The 18,061-nt window shown below is 75.7% G+C and carries 13 protein-coding genes; 3 read left to right on the top strand and 10 right to left on the bottom strand.

All coding sequences use genetic code 11. The features are described 5' to 3' along the window. Window positions 1–53 precede the first annotated feature (53 nt). The 7 genes from ACFCLZ_RS27635 to ACFCLZ_RS27605 all read right to left on the bottom strand — a co-directional run bounded on the left by ACFCLZ_RS27635 (window position 54) and on the right by ACFCLZ_RS27605 (window position 8,827). A complete protein-coding gene (locus tag ACFCLZ_RS27635) occupies window positions 54–1,169 on the bottom strand; it encodes a glycosyltransferase (protein WP_380280284.1) in 1,116 nt (371 codons plus the stop codon). Beyond that, the gene (locus ACFCLZ_RS27630; protein WP_380280281.1) at window positions 1,166–2,122 is read right to left on the bottom strand and encodes a polysaccharide deacetylase family protein; all 957 of its coding nucleotides are present in this window, start codon (window positions 2,120–2,122) and stop codon (window positions 1,166–1,168) included. The genes ACFCLZ_RS27635 and ACFCLZ_RS27630 overlap by 4 nt, the downstream gene beginning before the upstream one ends. After that, entirely contained in the window at window positions 2,112–3,845 is a 1,734-nt protein-coding gene (locus tag ACFCLZ_RS27625) for a lipid II flippase MurJ (RefSeq protein WP_380280279.1), read from the bottom strand. The genes ACFCLZ_RS27630 and ACFCLZ_RS27625 overlap by 11 nt, the downstream gene beginning before the upstream one ends. After that, window positions 3,842–5,188: an O-antigen ligase family protein gene (locus ACFCLZ_RS27620; protein ID WP_380280278.1), complete on the bottom strand. Its 1,347-nt coding sequence runs from the start codon at window positions 5,186–5,188 to the stop codon at window positions 3,842–3,844. Before ACFCLZ_RS27620 ends, ACFCLZ_RS27625 begins: the two co-directional genes overlap by 4 nt. Before the next feature lie 8 nt (window positions 5,189–5,196). Then, window positions 5,197–6,720 carry an exopolysaccharide biosynthesis polyprenyl glycosylphosphotransferase gene (locus tag ACFCLZ_RS27615; protein WP_380280276.1) on the bottom strand — a complete coding sequence of 508 codons (1,524 nt, stop codon included), beginning with the start codon at window positions 6,718–6,720 and terminating at the stop codon, window positions 5,197–5,199. A 334-nt stretch (window positions 6,721–7,054) separates the two neighbouring features. After that, on the bottom strand, window positions 7,055–8,209 hold the full coding sequence (locus ACFCLZ_RS27610; protein ID WP_380280275.1) for a glycosyltransferase: 1,155 nt from the start codon (window positions 8,207–8,209) through the stop codon (window positions 7,055–7,057). Between the two features lie 177 nt (window positions 8,210–8,386). Continuing rightward, entirely contained in the window at window positions 8,387–8,827 is a 441-nt protein-coding gene (locus ACFCLZ_RS27605; protein WP_380280273.1) for an SRPBCC family protein, read from the bottom strand. Window positions 8,828–8,979: 152 nt separating this feature from the next. On the opposite strand from ACFCLZ_RS27605, the gene ACFCLZ_RS27600 reads away from it, so the two are divergent. Then, the gene (locus ACFCLZ_RS27600; protein ID WP_380280271.1) at window positions 8,980–9,873 is read left to right on the top strand and encodes a HipA family kinase; all 894 of its coding nucleotides are present in this window, start codon (window positions 8,980–8,982) and stop codon (window positions 9,871–9,873) included. 118 nt (window positions 9,874–9,991) lie between these two features. Here the strand turns inward: ACFCLZ_RS27600 and ACFCLZ_RS27595 are convergent, their stop codons facing one another. The 3 genes from ACFCLZ_RS27595 to ACFCLZ_RS27585 form a co-directional block, all read right to left on the bottom strand. Beyond that, window positions 9,992–11,485 carry a S8 family serine peptidase gene (locus ACFCLZ_RS27595; RefSeq protein WP_380280269.1) on the bottom strand — a complete coding sequence of 498 codons (1,494 nt, stop codon included), beginning with the start codon at window positions 11,483–11,485 and terminating at the stop codon, window positions 9,992–9,994. Window positions 11,486–11,786: 301 nt separating this feature from the next. Next, complete coding sequence (locus ACFCLZ_RS27590; RefSeq protein ID WP_380280267.1) at window positions 11,787–12,905, bottom strand: amidohydrolase family protein; 1,119 nt, start codon at window positions 12,903–12,905, stop codon at window positions 11,787–11,789. A 2-nt stretch (window positions 12,906–12,907) separates the two neighbouring features. After that, window positions 12,908–14,356: a glutamine synthetase gene (locus tag ACFCLZ_RS27585; RefSeq protein ID WP_380280265.1), complete on the bottom strand. Its 1,449-nt coding sequence runs from the start codon at window positions 14,354–14,356 to the stop codon at window positions 12,908–12,910. 512 nt (window positions 14,357–14,868) lie between these two features. On the opposite strand from ACFCLZ_RS27585, the gene ACFCLZ_RS27580 reads away from it, so the two are divergent. After that, window positions 14,869–16,644, top strand: a complete 1,776-nt coding sequence (locus tag ACFCLZ_RS27580; RefSeq protein WP_380280263.1) for a 3-hydroxyacyl-CoA dehydrogenase family protein — start codon at window positions 14,869–14,871, stop codon at window positions 16,642–16,644. A gap of 179 nt (window positions 16,645–16,823) precedes the next feature. Continuing rightward, window positions 16,824–17,729, top strand: coding sequence for a TetR family transcriptional regulator (locus tag ACFCLZ_RS27575; RefSeq protein ID WP_380280261.1), 906 nt, complete (start codon window positions 16,824–16,826; stop codon window positions 17,727–17,729). Window positions 17,730–18,061 lie beyond the last annotated feature (332 nt).

Raw genomic sequence — 18,061 nt, 5'->3', positions numbered from 1 at the left:
CTCCTTGGCTGTGCGGGCCGCCCGGCCGGGGGCCCGGCGGCGGTGCTGTCGGCTCAGGCCCGGGCCAGCCGGTCGTAGAGGGCGCCGAGGTCGGCGGCCACCCGGACGATGTCGTAGTGGCCGACCGCGGGGGGCCGGGGCAGCGGGTCGGTGGTGTGGTCGTCGAGGTCGAGCAGCTCGCGCAGCGCGGCCGTGTAGGCGGCGGCCTCGGAGGGGATCCGGCGGGCCTGCGGGGCGGCGCCGGGAGGCAGTTCGTCCAGCGCCGGGCAGGCGCTGTGGCGCACCGGCAGGCCGGCCGCGAGCCCCTCCAGCACGCCGAGGCCGAAGGTCTCCTCGGTGGACGGCGCGGCGAGCACGTCCAGGGCGGTGAGCAGGTCGGGCACGTCGTCGCGCTCGCCGGCGAGCACCAGCCGGTCGCGGACGCCGAGGCCGGCGGCCAGCCGCTCCAGGGCGGGCCGCTCGGGGCCCTCGCCGACCAGCACCAGGCGGGCTGCGGCGTCCAGCCCGGCCAGCGCCTCCAGCAGGACGTGGAAGCGCTTGCCCGGGACCAGCCGGCCGATCCCGCCGATCACCCGGCTCCCGGGCGGCAGGCCGAGTTCGGCGCGCACCCGGGCGCGGGTGGCGGCCCGGTCGGCGGGCGGGTGGCGGTAGCGGGCGGCGTCGATGCCGTTCGGGATCAGCTCGACCCGGGCCGGCGGCACGCCCCAGGCGTGCAGGGTCTGGGCGACCTGCCGGGACACCGCGACGGTGGTGCTGCCGAGGCGTTCGGCCGCCAGGTAGAGGCCCTTGACGCCGCGGGTGACCGGGCGGCCCTCGATCACCCCGGGGTGCAGCGAGTGCTCGGTGGCGACCACCGCCCGCACCCCGGCCAGCCGGGCGGCGGTCCGGCCGTACAGCCCGGCCCGGTAGAGGTGGGTGTGCACCAGGTCGTAGCGCCCGGCCCGGACCTGGCGGGCCAGCCGGGGCAGCGCGCCGACGTCCCGGTTGCCGCGCATGCCGAGGTGGTGCACGGTGACGCCCTCGGCGCGCAGCCCGGCGGCCACCGCACCGGGGTTGGTCAGCGCCAGCACCTCGCAGTGCTGGTGGGCCGGCAGATGGCGGAGCAGCAGCTGGAGCTGGCGCTCCGCCCCGCCGGAGGCCAGCCCGGTGACGATGTGCAGGATCCTCACGACGGCACCCTTCGGGAGCCGTTCCGGCGCGCCGCGAGGCGCTGGCGGCGGAGTTCGGCGACGGTGTCGCGCAGGCGGTGGCGGCCGCGCTTGGCGCGCAGGCGCCAGGCGCCGTCGCGGTCGCCGACGTAGCAGCGCGGCAGCGCGTAGCGGCCGGTGAGCGGGGAGTGCGCGATCGCGACGGCATAGTCGTAGCCGGCGTCCCGGACGGCCAGGGTGGCGGCCAGGTCGACCGCGCCGTACGGGTAGCAGAAGCCGGTGACCGGGCCGCCGACCACCTCCTCCAGGACCCGCCGGCTCTCCCGGGTCTGCGCGGCGAGCACCTCGGCGGGCAGACCGGTCAGCGCCTGGTGGCCGAGGCCGTGCGAGCCGATCTCCCAGCCCGCGGCGGCGAGGTCGGTGACCTCCTGCACGGTGAGCAGGGTCTTGCGGGGCCCCTCGGTGTCCCAGTCGTTGGCGCGGCCGAGCAGGTCGGCGACCACGTAGGCGGTGGCGGTGAAGCCGTAGGCCTGAAGGATCGGCACGGCGTGGCGGGCGAAGTCGGCGTAGCCGTCGTCGAAGGTGAGGCCGACCAGCTTGTCGGCCCGCCCGGCCGCCCGGGCCCGCATCAGCTCCCGCACCGAGACCCCGCGCCGCCCGCGCCGGTGCAGCCAGGCGATCTGCTCGGCGAACCGCTCGGGGCTGACGGTCAGCTGGTACGGGTCCTCCTTCTCGACGGCCACCGAGTGGTACATCAGGATCCACGGCGAGGTGGTCTCGGCGAGCGGCGCCTCGGGGAGCGGACGCCGGCTCCTGGGCAGTTGCGCCGCGGGTCTGCGGACGCCGGAGGGCGGTGCCCCGGTCCGTGGCGCGTCGGTGCGCGGCAGGTCGGTGCGCCGGGCGCCGGCCGCCGGTGCGGCGGGGTGGCGTACGCCCGACGGGACCGACCGGACTGATCCCCGTTCAGCATCCATGGGGAGGCTTCCCTTCATCGGCGACAGGAGACGGGCCGGGGACCGGCCCCAGGACCCGGAGGGCGGCCCGGACCGGGCCGCGCACCTCGTGGGCGCCGAGGCCGGTGCCCAGGGCGGCGAAGGCCAGCGCGACGGTGAGACCGCCGAGCGCGGTGGAGAGCAGGGGGTCGGCGGCGAGGCCGGCGGCGGGGGTGCCGAGCGCGGCGGCGCCGGCGGCGGTGGCCAGCAGCCGGGCGTGGCCGCCGAGGACCCGCCGCAGCCGCAGCGGGATGCCGCGCAGGACCAGGCCGTGCAGCAGCAGCGCCGCGGTGGTGGTGATGCCGGCCGCGTTGCCCGCGGCCAGGCCGAGGGCGCCGAACCGGGGGGTGGCGAGCAGGCCGACGGTGACGGTGACGACCAGGCCGAACGCCATGGCGGCGGCCGGGTACCAGTCGAGCAGCCGGCGGCCGCCGTCCTCGGGGCTGGGGTCTCCGGCCCGGCGGACCACCGGGCGCAGCGAGAAGTAGGGGCGGATCATCACGCCGATCAGCGCCTGGGCGAGCAGTCCGAAGCTGTAGACCCGGATGACGGCGGCGGTGGCGGCGGTGTCCCGGGGGCCGAAGGCGCCGCGTTCGAAGAGCAGCGCCACCACCGACGGGGCGCAGGCCATCAGGAAGGCGGTGCCGAGCAGGACGACGGCGGCCGCCTGGCCGAGGTCCTTCTCCACCCGGTCGCGGGCGGCGGTGACGTCCCCGGCGGCGAGCGCCCGGGCGACCAGCGGGAAAGTGACGGTGCAGATCAGGATCCCGGCCGTCATGGCGAGTTGGGAGACCTTGGCCGCGTAGTTGAGGTGCGAGATGGTGCCGGGCGGCAGTGCCGAGCCGAGGAACCGTTCGATGAAGACCTGGGCCTGGCGGGTCAGGGTGAACACACCGACCGGGAGCAGGGCGAGCGGGATCAGCACCAGGGCGTTGCGCGAGCGGCGGGCCCGGTCGCGGCGGCCGCTGCCGGACCGCAGCCGGCGCAGGAACGGGCCGACCAGCAGGCCGGCCATCAGCAGGCTGCCGAAGACCACGCCGATCGCGGCGGCGCGCACCCCCCACAGGGCGTGGCAGGTGAGCAGCACGCCGAGGATGCCGAGGTTGTAGGCGACGTAGATGCCGGCCGGGGCGGTGAACCGGTGGTGGGCGCGCAGCGCGGCGGCGAGGTAGCCGGCCACCCCGAACGGCAGCACGGTGATCGCGGTGATCCGGGTGCAGGTGACGGCGAGCCCGGGGTCGGCCAGGCCGGGGGCGAGCAGGTCGACGAGCCGGGGGGCGCCGAGCGCGGCGCCCAGCGAGAGGGTGGAGAGGGCGAGCAGCAGCCAGGGCAGGGTGGCGCGGACCAGCTGGCGGACCGGGTCGGGGCCGTCGGGACGCTCCTCGCGGAGCACCAGGGCGAGCGCGAAGGCGGGCACCATGAGGAAGGACATGGCGTCCTCGATGAGCAGCGGTGCGGCGGTCTCGGGGACGGTCCAGGCGACCAGGAAGGCGTCGGTGCCCTGGTTGGCGCCGAAGTAGCGGGCGAGCAGGAGGTCGCGGAGCAGGCCGAGGGCGGAGCCGGCGGCGCTGAGCACGGCGGTGACGCCGAAGGCCCTGGCGAGGAAGCCGCGGCGCGGGCCGGCGGCGGGCCCGGTGGCGGCCGGCGCCTGCCGGGGCCCGGGCAGCGCGGGGGAATCGAGGGTGGTGGGCCGGTCCGTGGTCATGCGCCGGCCTCAAGGGTCGCCCGGTCGCCTCCGGGGCGGGCCGGGCGGCCCGCGTGGGCGGCGAGGCCGAGGACGATCGAGGTCAGCACGGTGGTGGTGCCGCCGATGTCGGCGTAGAGGAAGTCCACCAGGACCCAGGTGAGCAGGGCGAGGGCGGCGAGGCCGGGGCCGCGGGCGGAGCGCAGGCAGCCGAGCAGCAGTCCGAGGAAGAGCATCCCGTAGGCCGCGATGCCGATGAGGCCCTGCTCGCTGAGCACCAGGAAGTACATGTTGTGCGGGGAGAGCAGCGGTTCGCGCTGGAAGCCGATGGTGGCGTCGGCGGCGTCGCTTCCGGAGGAGAGCCGCAGCGGGGCGTGGCTGTCGCGCAACTGCTGGAAGGCCTTGGGGCCGGCGCCGGAGACGGGGTGGTCCTGCCAGATCCGCCCGGCGGTGGCCCACAGGTCGTAGCGGTCGGAGACCGACTGGTCGGGGGCCTCGGAGACGGAGCCGATCGAGCTGAGCCGGGCGGTGACGCCGGAGCCGCCGAGGCCGAGGCCGCCGACCAGGACGACGGCGGCGGCCGTGCCGAGGACGGCGGAGCGGACGGCGAGCCGGGCGTCGGCGCGCAGCAGCAGCACGGTGGCGGCCGCGGCGGTGGCGATCCAGCTGCCGCGGCTGAAGGAGACGGCGAGCGGGAAGGCGAGGAAGGCGGCGACCGCGAACAGGGAGCGGCGCAGCCGGGCGTCGCCCCCGGGCCCTCGCTCGGCCACCGCGAGCGCCAGTGCGGCGAGCAGGCCGTAGCTGACGACGCTGGACATCGCCATGATGTCGAGGGCGCCGAAGGTGCCGACGGCGCGGATCGGGCGGCCGGTGTAGGAGGCGCCGGTGCCGGTGAGGAACTGGTGGGCGCCGACCACGCCCTGGATCAGCGCGGCGATCACGAAGGAGCCGAGGACCAGCCGCTGGTCGGTGCGGTCGCGCAGGGCGCAGAGCACCGCGGCCGGGACGAGCACGAAGACCTGGGTGAGCCGGACGAAGCCGGTCAGGCTGGTCGCCGGGTCGATGGAGCCGATGGTGGCGACGGCGGCGGCGAGCACGATCGCGCCGAACCGGAGGGCGTCCGTGCGGCCGATCGCCGGGGTGCGCCCGCGCAGCAGGTTCACGGCGGTGAGCGCGACCAGGGCGAGCGAGGCGAGGTCGGCTGCGGTGACGTGGACGGCGGCGGCGACGTCCTTCTCCCCGGTGGGCACGCAGACCAGCAGCACGGTGGCGGCGGCGAGCAGGCTGGGGCGTTCGCGGACGACGCCCCCCGCGCGCCGTAACAGCCTGGCGGGGCGCGGGGGTGCGGCGAGGGTCAGGGCCACGGCGTTGATCAGCTCCCGTCCGGGTGGAGCATGAGGGCCGCGGTGCGGCACAGGATCTTGACGTCCTGCCAGAGGCTCCAGCTCTCGATGTAGCGGTTGTCGAAGCGGGCCCGGTCCTCGATCGAGGTGTCCCCGCGCAGGCCGTTGACCTGGGCGAGGCCGGTGAGGCCGACCGGGACGCGGTGGCGGTCCGCGTACTCGGGGTAGGCCTGGCTGAACCGCATGACGAAGTAGGGGCGTTCGGGGCGCGGGCCGACCAGGCTCATGTCGCCGCGCAGCACGTTCCACAGCTGCGGGAGCTCGTCGAGGGAGCTGCGGCGCATCAGCCGGCCGACGGCGCCCATCCGGTGGTCCTGGGAGATGTTCCAGCGGGTGGCGGACTCGTGCTCGTTGCTCGGCCGCAGGGTGCGGAACTTGAGGACGGTGAAGACCCGGCCGTCGAGCCCGGTGCGCTGCTGGCGGAAGAGGACGCCGGGGCCGGTGTCGAAGCGGACGGCGAGCGCGCACAGGACGAGGACGGGCGCGAGCAGGAGCAGGCCGATCGCGGCCGCGGTCACGTCCAGGGTCCGCTTGGCGGCCCAGCCGGGGCGGCGCGTCGCGGCGCGGCCGACCCGCAGGCAGGGGAAGCCCCAGAGGTGGTCGGCGCCGGCCAGCCGGCCGGCGGTGAGCGAGCCGTACTCGCGCAGCGCGGGGACCAGCCAGACCTGGCAGCCGAGCCGGGCGGCGTCGCGCAGGGCGGCGGCGGTCTCGGCCTCGTCGGCGGCGCCGGCGGTGGCGACCACGTGGTGGACGCGGTGGCGGCGGATCTCGCGTTCCAGGACCTCGCGGCCGCCGAGCACGGGCAGGTCGGTGTCGCCGGCGAGCAGCGGCGGGTCGGCGTCGAGGAAGCCGACCGGGCGCATCCCGTACTCGCCGCGCTCGTTGAGGGCGGCGGCGACCCGGCGGCCGATCCGGCCGGCGCCGAGCACCAGGACGGGGCTGGGGCGGCTGCGGCGGATCCGGCGCACCACGTGGTAGAGGACGGCGCGGCCGCAGACGGCGAGCACCAGTTGGGTGCCGAGCAGGACGGTGAGCCGGGCCGGGGTGGCGGGGCCGGAGTCGGGCCAGCGGTCCTCCAGGCAGCCGGCCAGGCTGATGGCGAAGGCGGCGGCGACCAGGGCCCGTGCGGTGAGGGCGGGCAGTTCGTCGAGCACGGAGAGGGTGAGCCGGGTGCGGTAGAGGCCGCCCGCCAGGTTGAGCAGGATCAGCAGGGGCAGCAGGGCGGCGACGCCGAGCAGCGGCGCGACCCGGACGGCGGGGTCGAGGACGCGGTTGGCGGTCCCGGTGGCGGTGCACAGGGCGAGCGCGTCGACGGCGAGCAGGGCGGCGGGCAGCGCGAGCCGGGAGCGGACCGGGCGGCGGCGCCGACGGGCCGGCGGGGCGCTGCGGGCCTGGGCGGAACGCGGCGGTCGGTCCAGCAGCCCGGTGCCGGGGCGGCGCGGGCCGGACAGGGGCCGACCGGGACGTGGCACGCTGTCGTGGTCAATGGTCATCGGCGGACGAACTCCCCTGCTGTGTGCCCGGGGTGACGGCGGTCCGGCACCGGTTGGCCCGGGGCGGCCGTCCCGGCCCGGTGAGCGCGGTCCTGACAGCACCTGCCACCGCTGGCGGCTTTCGGTTTTCTCGCGATTTCCCCGAGTGAAATCGAAACGAAGCAGGCAGAATCAGACGTTACCGAAAACCGGCTTGAATGCTGGAAGTTGACTTGCCGTTTCATTCCAGCCGCCCATTAATAGGTATTTCCGATTTGGCCTCTCACCCACAACCGGCGGAGGGTGCGAATACGGCAGCGCCAAAGCGGCGGGGCATTCACGGCATGTGAAACGATCAGATCCACTGCGGGACACGGGCGCGGCGCCGTCCGGGCGCCGGTCCGGCACCCAGCAGGTCGCGGTAGAGCGCGTCGACCTGTTCGACCACCGATCGAACGTCATGGCGGGCCGCGGCGTGCTCACGCAGCCGGGCGCCGCGCCGCTCGCACTCGATCGGATCGGACAGCGCTTCCGCCATTCGGGTGATGAGCGCGGACACGTCCTCGGCGGGCACCAGGGCGCCGGCGCGCTCGGACGGCGGCAGGCTCTCGCGGGCCCCGGGCACGTCGCTCAGCAGCACCGGCCGGCCGGAGGCCATCGCCTCCAGCGGTGCCAGCGCCATGCCCTCCCAGCGCGAGGGCAGCACCACCAGGTCGGCCGCGGCCAGCCAGGGCCGCGGGTCCGCGACGTCCCCGACCAGCCGGACCCGGGACGGCTCGGCGCCCTCCCGGACCATGGCGGCCAGCCGGGCCTCCTCCGGGCCGCCGCCGACCAGCGCCAGCCGGGCCCCCGGCACCCGGCGCCGCACCTCGGGCCAGGCGGTGAGCAGCACGTCCTGCCCCTTCTGGCGGCAGAGCCGGCCCACGCAGACCGCGAGCGGGGCGGCCGGCTCCAGGCCGAGCGCGATCCGGGCGGCCCGGCGGTCGGCGGGCGCGTAGTGGCGCACGTCCACGCCGTTGGGCACCACCGCCCAGTGCGCGTGCAGGCCGGCCGTGACACCGTCGGTCCGCTCCTGGACGGAGACGCAGAGCAGCCGGTGCGCCCAGCGGGTCGCGTACCGCTCCCAGCGCAGGGTGGCCCCGGCGAGCGCGCCGTCCACGGCGGCGAAGGACCAGGCGTGCGGCTGGAAGACGGTCGGCACCGCGCCGCGCACGGCCAGCCGGCCGGCCAGTCCGGCCTTGGCGCTGTGCAGGTGGAGCACGTCGGGCCCGGCGGCCCGGACGATCCGGCGCAGCCGCCAGACCTCGGCGGCGGTGGCGGGGCCGGGCGAGCGCCGGGCCGGCCACTCCCGGACCAGCGCGCCGACCGCCGCGGCCTCCCCGGCGAGCCGGCCGCCGGGCGGGCAGGCGACCAGCACCCGGTGGCCGGCCTCGCGCTGACCGCGGACCAGGTCGACCACGACGCGGGCCACGCCGCCGTCGACGGGCTGCGAAATGTGAAGGATCGTCATATGCACGGCGGCGAGCCTAGGGTGGCCGCACCGCGCCCGTCGGTCCTCGTCACCCGCAGGTGGCGAGGCGTCCACCCGTACGGCGCGCGGCTCGTACGGGTGGACGAACTCGTCGAATTCCTGGACGAGTTGAGGGGGAGGTCCGGAAATCCGGGACCCACCGCGCCGCGGTGGGGCTCAGCGGACCTCGTCCGCCAGGTTGGCGAGCACCTGGTCGTGGATCCGGTTCAGGCCCTTGGGCGCGAAGGTCCGCTCGAAGAAGCCGCCGATGCCGCTCGCGCCCTGCCAGGTGGCCGTGACGGTGACCTTCGAGCGGCCCTCGCCGGCCGCCGCGACGGTCCAGGTGATCACCATGCTGGAGTTGGCGTCCTTCTCCACCAGCTGGTCCGGGCGCGGGGCCGAGACGGTGAACAGGCAGTCGCGGATCCGCTTCTCGGTGGCCTGCAGCTTCCAGTGCACCTGGGTGCCGGCGCCGGCGCCGCCGACCCGGACCGCGTACTCGCTGTACTGCGCGGGCAGCAGCTTGGGGCGGGTCACCTGGTAGTCGGCCAGGGCCTCGTACACCCGCTCGGCGGCCGCGTCGTAGACCCGCTCGGTGGTGGCCTGCACCTGTCCCATGGTCCTGCTCTCCTCGTACGGTCGTCCGGCGCCGGGTGGTCGTCCGGGTGGTACCGGCAAGCCAATCACAGGGGGCCCCGGCCGGCGGGCGGCGCCCTCCCCGGCGGCGCCCTCCCGGCGTGGTCCGAACGAGAGGGCCTAAGGTGGCGGGTGTGCTCGAACAGGTGACAGCAGTGCGCTACGTCGACCCGCTGCGGGCCGGCGGTTCCGTCCCCGGCGTGGTGGAGACCGACGACCTGGGCACCTACGTGGTGAAGTTCGCCGGCGCCGCCCAGGGGCGCAAAGCGCTGGTGGCGGAGGTGATCGTCGGCGAACTGGCGCGGCGGCTCGGCCTGCCGGTGCCCGAGCTGCGGCTGGTCGACTTCGACCCGGCGGTCGCCGACGGCGAGCCGGACCCCGAGATCCAGGACATCCTGCGGGCCAGCCGCGGCCTCAACCTCGGCATGGACCTGCTGCCCGGCGCCCGCGACTTCCGGCCCGGCATGATCGAGGTCGACCCGGTCGAGGCCGGCCGGGTGGTCTGGCTGGACGCGCTCACCGGGAACGTCGACCGGACGGTGCACAACCCCAACCTCATGGTCTGGCACCGCGAGCTCTGGCTGATCGACAACGGCGCCGCGCTGGTCTTCCATCACCGCTGGTCGGCCGCCGAGGCGTCGGTCGGCAAGCGGTACGACCTCAGCGCCCACGCCCTCGGCGGGTACCGGCCGGACGTCCGGCTGGCCGACGAGGAGCTCGGGCCGCTGGTCACCGTCGGGCTGCTGGAGGAGGTGCTGGCGCTGGTGCCGGACGCCTGGCTGGCCGGCGAGCCGGGGTTCGGCTCGGTCGGGGAGCTGCGCCGGGCCTATGTGAACCACCTGGCGGCGCGGGCGGTGCTGTCCGCCGAGTGGCTGCCGGAGGGGTTCTCCACCCCCGAGCAGCTGCGCGAGGCGGAGCGGCGGCAGGCGGCGCGGACCAGGGCGGGCCGGCCGGCCTGGCTGCGGGAGGTGCCGGACCTGCACGGCAAGCCGTCGGTGGAGACGGTCTGGGAGCAGCACTTCGACTGAGCCGTCCGGGCGAACGGGGGGTCGGGCGCGCGAGCGGCCGCGGGCACGCGAACGGGGGCGGGACCCGAAGTCCCGCCCCCGTTCACCGCTCAGGGTGTGTCAGCCGGTCGGCCGTGGCTCAGCGCCACCACTGGGCCGCCTTCTCGGCGTTGATGATGCCCGCGCCGTAGAAGCCGTTGTCGTCCGCGCCGCCCTCGCAGGTGGCGGTCCACTCGCCGGCGCCGCCCGGGTTGTACGGGGCCGACGGGCAGGCGTGCGACTCGGCTTGGTTGGTCAGCAGCTCGGTCAGCTCGTCCGCGTTGGCCCACGGGTGGGTGCTGGCGAGCAGGGCGAGCACGCCGGCGGCGTGCGGCGAGGCCATCGAGGTGCCCTGCATGTAGCCGTACTTGCCGCCCGGGATGGTGGACAGCACGCGGCCGTTCTGGTCCGGGGTGTTCGGGATCTGGTAGCGGCGGTCGCCACCGGGGGCCGCCACGGTGACCTTGCCCTTGCCGTAGCTGGAGTAGTACGACTTCTCGCCGTTGACGCCCACCGAGGAGACCGCGACCACGCCGTCCAGCTCGGTCGGCAGGTTCAGGCAGTCCTGGGTGATCGGGCGCTCGCCGGGGGTGGTGTCGTCGGGGCTGGCGACGTCCTTGGTCTTGTGGGCGAGGTCGATGTTCTCGTTGCCGGCCGCGGCCACGTTGAGGACGCCCTTGCGCTGCGAGAACTCGACGGCGCGGCGGACGGCGGTGGTGATCGCCGCCTGGTCGGCGTCGTTCTGGCAGTTGAACATCCACGGGTCGACGAAGTAGCTGTTGTTCGTGACCTTGAACTTGTGCTCACCGGCCCAGACGAAGCCGCAGATGGCGTACTCCGGGTAGATGAAGCCGCCGTCGTCGACGACCTTCACCGCGGCGAGCTTGACGTTCGGGGCGATGCCCTCGATGCCCTTGCCGTTCTTGGCGGCGGCGATGGTGCCGGCCACGTGGGTGCCGTGGTCGCCGTCGACGCCCGGCTGCCAGGCCTCCCAGGCGGTGTTCGGCTTGCCGCCGTCGATGCAGGAGACCGACTGCGAGGCGTCGACGTTGGCGGCGAGGTCCTCGTGGGTGCCGTCGATGCCGGAGTCCAGCACGCCGACGGTGACCTTGTTGCTGCCCAGGGACAGCTTGTGGGCCTTGTCCACGCCGATCTGGCGCATGTCCCACTGGTTGGCCCAGAGGGGCTCCTCGCCCGCGGCGGCGGCACCGGTCGGAGCGGCGGCGACCTCGGCCACGCGGTCCTCGGAGGCCGTGATGCCCTTGGTGCGGCTGGCACCGACCGACTCGACGCCCTTGGCCTGCCGCAGCTTGGCGGCGAACTGGGTGTCGGTCGAGCGGGCGATCACCACGCCGATCTGCTCGTAGGAGTACACCACGGTGCCGCCGAGGGACGTGATCGCCTTCTCGACCTTCTGCACCTGGCCGTGGTTGGCCTTGGTGTTGACGACGTAGCTGAGCAGCGGACCGGTCGTCGACTGCGACCCGGAGGCGGCGGCGACGGCGGTGCCGGACGGCAGCGCGAGGGCGCCGGCGGTGGCGAGGACGAGGCCCACCGCCGCATACCGGGTCCGGCTGATCCGAGGAACACTCATAGGGGTTGGCCCTCCCGAGTCGTCATGCAGCAGCTGCGGTTGGCAGGTGCACTTGGAATGATCGGGACGTTAGTGAACAAGTGTTGCAATCCGCAAGAGGTAGTCATCTAATCGCCACAAGTTGGTCACCCACGGACGGTATGACTCCGCTTCTGCTGGGCAGGGCCGGGTGACCGGGCGGCCGCGGGGGCACACGCGCCGGGAGCCACACCCTAGTCAGCCGGGCCGACGCTGGAACAGGCGTCCGGGGCGGCCGGAACCGGCCAGTGGCGGATAGCCGCCAAGCCGGGGCGGCGGACGGTCAGAGCGCGTACAGTCGGCGCGCGTTGTCCGCCGCCACCCGGCGGGCGAGGCGCTCGGCGTCGGCCGCGGTGCACGCGCCGTCGGCGCGCCAGCCGTCCAGCAGGGCGCCGAGGCCGTGCCGGAACTGGGCCGCGCCGACCAGGTACAGCTCGGGCAGGCCGTAGGCGTCGGTGGAGAACAGCAGCTTGCCGAACGGCGCCAGCTCCAGCATCTCCCCGAGCACCGCCGCCGCCCGGGGGCCGACGTAGGACGTGGTCAGGCCGAGGTCGGTGTACACCAGCGGGAAGGCCTGGGCCAGCCAGGCGGCCTGCCGGTGGTACGGGTAGCCGTGCAGCAGCACCAGCGGGACGCCGCTCGGCTCGGCGGCGCGCACGAAGTCGGCGAGCAGCGACGGGTCGGCGCGGTGCAGGGTGACGTCCGGGTCGCCGAAACCGGTGTGCAGCTGGAGCGGCAGGCGCAGCGCGGCGCAGACCTCCAGGGCGGCCCACAGCAGTTCGTGCAGCAGCACCGGGTCGGCGAGCCGGCCGCCCCCGGCGCGCTGCCACCCGGCGGCGGCCGCCGCGACCGCAGCCGGGGCGGGGCGCTCGGCGGGCACCGCCAGGCCGCTGCGGTAGGCCACCACCGACTTCACCGCGACGGCGCCGGCCGCCGCCTGGGCCAGCGCCGCGCGGACGGCCCCGGCCCAGGCGCCGGGCGGGGCGGCGACGGCCTCGGCGACCGGCTCCAGCCGGACCACCTCGCGCACCCGGGCGCCGGCCGCCTCGGCCAACTCGCCGAGCGGCAGCAGCGGGTGGCCGGCGGCGGCGGTCAGCCCGGTGTCCACCAGGCAGGTGTCCAGGCCCGCGGCGCCCAGCAGCCGACGGGTCGCCTCCGGGGCGCCGAGCTCGCGCCGCCGGGCGAGGTACTCCTCGGCCGGCGCGTGCGCGGGAAGCCCGAGCGCGGGCGGGCACCAGCGGAGTACAGCGAGGCCGAGCGCGCTGTCGAACGGCGAGGTGCCGGGCGCGGGCGGGCGGTCGGACTCGGTGAGCAGCCCCGCCAGGGCGTCGTCCGCGAGTTCGGCCGTCAGCACGCTGTGGCAGTGGTGGTCGACCAGTGCGGGGACGTCCAACGGGGGCACGGTCAGTACCGCCAGCGGGTGGCGGCGGCCAGGTCCTCGGGGGTCGCGTCGGCGTACTGCTCGTTCTCGGCCTGCCGGACGGCGAGCACGGCCCCGTACAGCGGTTCGCCGAGCGCCTCGCGCAGCAGGGCGGAGCGGCGGTACGCGGCGAGCGCCTCGGCCGGCCCCGAGGGCAGCCGGGGGACGGCGCCGGGCGCGGCGTGTGCCGGGTCGCCGGTGAACTCCGGCGGCAGGGCGAGCCGTTGGTCCAGCCCGGCGAGGCCGGCGGCGAGCACCCCGCCGACCGCCAGGTAGGGGTTGGCGGTGGCGTCGAAGCACTTGACCTCGGCGTTGGCGGCCGAGGCGCGCTCGCCGGTGGAGCCGGTCACCAGGCGCAGCGCGGCCTCCCGGTTCTCCAGGCCCCAGCACTGGTAGGCGCCGGCCCAGTGCTGGGGCACCAGCCGCAGGTAGCCGGCCGGGCTGGAGCAGCCGAGCACCAGCAGCTCCGGCAGCGCGCCGAGCACCCCGGCGAGGAAGCCCTCGGCCTCGGCGGTGAGGCCGTGCGGGCCCGGGCCGCCGTGGGCGAGGTTGTGGCCGTCCCGCCAGAGGCTCAGATGGAGGTGGCCGCCGTTGCCGACCCCGCCGGCCTCGACCGCCGGGGCGAAGGAGACCCGCAGGCCGTGCCGGGCGGAGACGGCGCGGACGGTGTGCCGGATCAACACCGAGGTGTCGGCGGCCTCGACCGGGCCCTCGGGGGCGACCGAGACCTCGAACTGGCCGGCCGCGTACTCGGGGTGGATCTGGAGCACGGTCAGGCCCTGCTCGCCGAGGGCGCGGAGCACGTCGCGCAGGTAGTCGGAGAGCTCGGTGAGCCGCTGCATGCCGTAGGCCGGGCCGGCCGTCGGGTAGCGGGGCTCCTCCTGGGGCGGGCCGGCCAGGGCGACCACCCACTCGATCTCGATGCCGGCCTTCAGCGCCAGCCCGCGCGCGGCGGCGGCCGCGACCGTCCGGCGGGCGAAGAGCCGCTGGCAGCCCGGGTGCGGGGCGCCGCCCTGGGTGTAGCGGTCCCCCGGCGCCCAGGCCCAACCCGGCTGGGCGGCGAGCGGGACGATCCGCTCGACGTCGGGGTAGAGCCGCAGGTCCCCGGTGGGGCCGCCGATCAGCGGGCTGGTGACGATGGTGTCGTCGGCGAGGAAGACGTCGAAGCAGGGGGCCGTGCCGACGCCCCACTGGGCGGCGTGCACCAGGCCGCCGAGCGGCACCGCCTTGACGCGGGCGATGCCGGCGTTGTCCACCCAGGTGACGGCGACCGCCTCGACCCCGGCGGTCCGCAGCCGGTCGACCGCCACCTGGGCGCGCTCCCCGCGCTCGGCCCGGTCGATCCGGGGCGGCGGCACGGCGCCGCCGTCCGGCCCGGCTGCGGACTCGGCGGACGGCTCGGGGCGGCCCTCGGCGACGGTTCCGGTGCTCATGGCTTCATGCTGCCCCGGGCCGCGGGGGCGCGTAACTCCCCTATCGGGTGGTCCGAACGGACGTCCGTCCACCGCCGTCCCCCGCACGGGTGATCGCCCTTCCGTGAGCAGCGGAAAATCAGCACCCCGCCCCCCTTCCTACCGGCGAGTAGCTTCGCTACAGTGTCGGCACGCACCACCGTCGGGCTTCGGGAGCCGCACCGACGGGGGCGCCGTCCGCCGTGCGGGACTCGCGCGGAGCGGGCGGCGTGTGGCGGTGCGTTCGTTCACCGGCGGGCGCCGCGGACCGCGGCCGCAGCCGGGGCTTCTCTCCTCTGTGTTCAGAGTGCGTTCAGAGCCGCTTCCCACATCGAGCGCCTGAGTACCACGGCACACCCCCAGCATGGCCGGAGCGGACCGGCGGCTGCGCGGTGGCCGCGGCCGTCATCCCCCCGCCCCCGCGCGCGGACCCTCCTCCGGGGGCGCGCCCTCCGGAGCGCGCGCGGGCCTTCCATGACAAGGAGTCAGGACAGATGGAGCGTCCCTTCCCCACGGTGGCCGTGGTCGGCCTCGGCACGATGGGTGCCGGCGTCGCGGTCGCGGTGGCCAGGACCGGCCGCCGGGTGATCGGCATCGAGGCCGACGCGGCCTCGGCCGCCCGGGCGCTGGCCCGGATCGAGACGGCGACCGCGCGCGCGGTGGCCCGTGAACGGCTCAGCGCCGAGGAGCGGACCGGGCTGCTCACCCGGATCGCCGTCGGCCACGCGCTGGAGGCCGCCGCCGAGGCCGACCTGGTGATCGAGGAGGTCCCCGAGCAGTTGGAGCTGAAGCGGGAGGTCTTCGCCGAGCTGGACCGGATCTGCCCGGCCGGCACGGTGCTGGCCACCGGCACCACCGCGCTGTCGGTGACCCGGATCGCCGCCGCCACCACCCGCCCGGACCGGGTCCTCGGCCTGCACTTCTTCAACCCCGTGCACACCATGAAGCTGGTCGAGGTGGTGCGCACCGTGCTCACCGCCCCGCAGGTGGCCGAGGACGCCGCGGCCTTCGCCCGGGACCTCGGCAAGGAGCCGGTGGCGGCCGGCGACCGGGCCGGCTTCGTGGTCAACGGCCTGCTCTTCGCGTACCTCAACCAGGCCGCCGCGATGTACGAGTCCAAGTACGCCACCCGGGAGGACATCGACGCCGCGATGCGGCTCGGCTGCGGCCTGCCGATGGGCCCGCTGGCGCTGCTCGACCTGATCGGCGTGGACACCGCCCGGACCGTCCTGGAGGCGATGTACGAGCAGTCGAAGGACCGGCTGCACGCGCCGGCGCCGATCCTCGGCCAGCTGGTCGCGGCCGGGCTGCTGGGCCGCAAGACCGGCCGCGGCTTCTACACCTACGAGGCGCCCGGCTCCTCCAGGGCGGTCGACGCCGCCACCGGCCCGGCCGCCGCGAAGGCCCCCGGCCGCGAGGTGCGCGGCATCGGCGTCTGCGGCTCGGGCACCATGGCCACCGGCATCGCCGAGGTGTTCGCCAAGGCCGGCCACCCGGTGCTGCTGGCCGCCCGCAGCCAGGAGAAGGCGGAGCGGGCCAAGGCGCGGCTGGCGAAGTCGCTGGAGCGCTCGGTGGCCAGGGGCCGGCTGACCGGGGAGCAGCGGGACGCCGCGCTGGGGCTGGTCACGCCGGTCGGACGGTACGACGCACTGGCCGAGGTGGACCTGGTGGTCGAGGCGGTCGCCGAGGACCTCGCGGTCAAGCGCGAGCTGTTCGCCGCCCTGGACGCGATCGTCAAGCCGGGCGCGGTGCTGGCCACCACCACCTCCTCGCTGCCGGTGATCAGCTGCGCCTCGGCGACCTCGCGGCCGCAGGACGTGATCGGCATGCACTTCTTCAACCCGGCGCCGGCGATGCGGCTGGTGGAGGTGGTCTCCACGGTGCTGACCGCGCCGGACGTCACCGCGACCGTGCTGGAGCTGTGCGCGAAGGTCCGCAAGCACCCGGTGGAGTGCGGGGACCGGGCCGGGTTCATCGTCAACGCGCTGCTCTTCCCCTACCTGAACGACGCGGTGCGGATGCTCCAGGAGCACTACGCGACGGTGGACGACATCGACACCGCGATGAAGCTCGGCTGCGGGTACCCGATGGGCCCGTTCGAGCTGCTGGACGTGGTCGGCCTGGACGTCTCGCTGACCATCGAGCAGGTGCTGCACCAGGAGTTCCGCGAGCCGGGCCTGGCCGCCGCGCCGCTGCTGGAGCACCTGGTGGCGGCCGGCTGCCTGGGCCGCAAGACCGGCCGCGGCTTCCGCGACCACGCGCGCCGATGACCACCCCGCCGCCCTCCGGGGGCCGGCCCGGCCGCCCGCCGTTCCGCCCCGAGCGGGCCGGCTGGGGGCCGGGCGCGGTCTCGGCGCACTGGCCCCGGCCCGCGGTGAGCGGCCCGGTGGCCCCGGTACACCGGGGAAGGCCCCCGGGCGCGGCCCCGGGGGCGTGTAGCGTTCCGGGCATGGATCGGGTTCAGTCAGTCTCCCCGCAGCAATCCGCCCCGGCACGCGACGGCCGCACGGCCGGGACCGGCCAGGACGGGGCCCCGGGCGGCCGCCGGGCGGCGGCGCAGCGCCAGCAGATGCGCCAGGATCTGGCCACCGCCGCCATGGAGCTGTTCGCCTCGCAGGGCTACGAGGAGACCACGGTCGACCAGATCGCGGCGGCGGCCGGGGTGGCCCGGCGGACCTTCTTCCGGTACTTCCGGTCCAAGGAGGAGGCGATCTTCCCGGACCACGACGACACCCTGGTCCGGGTGGCCGACCTGCTGGCCAGCGCCGAGCCTGAGGAGCACCCGCTGGACGTGGTCTGCCGGGGCATCAAGGAGGTGCTGCGGATGTACGCCTCCACGCCCGGGGTCTCGGTGGCGCGGTACCAGTTGATCCGTCAGGTGCCGACGCTGCGCGAGCGGGAGATCGCCGTGGTGGCCCGCTACGAGCGGCTGTTCACCCGCTACCTGCTGGGCCGCTTCGACACCGCCGGGGAGATCCCCTCGGGCTGGCAGCGCGGCGGCGAGGACGACTCGATGCTGGCCGAGGTGTCGGCGGCGGCCGTGGTCGCGGCCCACAACCACGTGCTGCGGCGCTGGCTGCGGGCGGGCGGGCGGGGCGACGTCGAGGCGCAGCTGGACCACTCCTTCGAGGTGATCCGGCGGACCTTCTGGGCGTCCAGCGCTCCGGGGGCCCGGCGGCGCGGTGCGGTGGTGGCACCCGGTGCCAGTGTGACGGAGGAGGAGGCCGCGACGACCGGCGCACCGAGTGCCACTTCCGGAGGTGAGGTGCTCATCACAGTCGCCCGGACGGACGCTCCGCTGGACGTCGTGGTGGATGCCGTCCGGGCCGCCCTGGAGGGCGTCAGACAGGCCTGATCACCGGCGTTTTCGCAGGTGGAAGCAGCCTTGAGGGCCCGTGTCGAGATATCGGCACGGGCCCTTTTCGCGCCCTGCGCAGAGCCCTCGAAGGGGTTCCCGGGCCGTCGGAATTGCTGGCACGCCGTGTCTTTACGAGTGGCACAGGGTGCCACTACCTTGTTACCCACCAGTCGCGGCGCCGCGGCTCCCCACCTCGGCGCGCCGTCGTACCGGCGCTCCCCCAACCCCGGGAGCGACCCACCGCGGGACCAGGCCCACCAGCCACTCGGCCCACCAGCCACCACCCACCACCCCGTTCAGCGAAGCCGGTGTCCGCTCCCGGCTCCCCC

It is taken from the genome of Kitasatospora purpeofusca, from assembly GCF_042691725.1.
Taxonomy (GTDB): Bacteria; Actinomycetota; Actinomycetes; order Streptomycetales; family Streptomycetaceae; genus Kitasatospora; species Kitasatospora purpeofusca_B.
The sequence above is the reverse complement of the archived record's forward strand: the minus strand, read 5'-3'. Positions and strand labels throughout refer to the sequence as shown.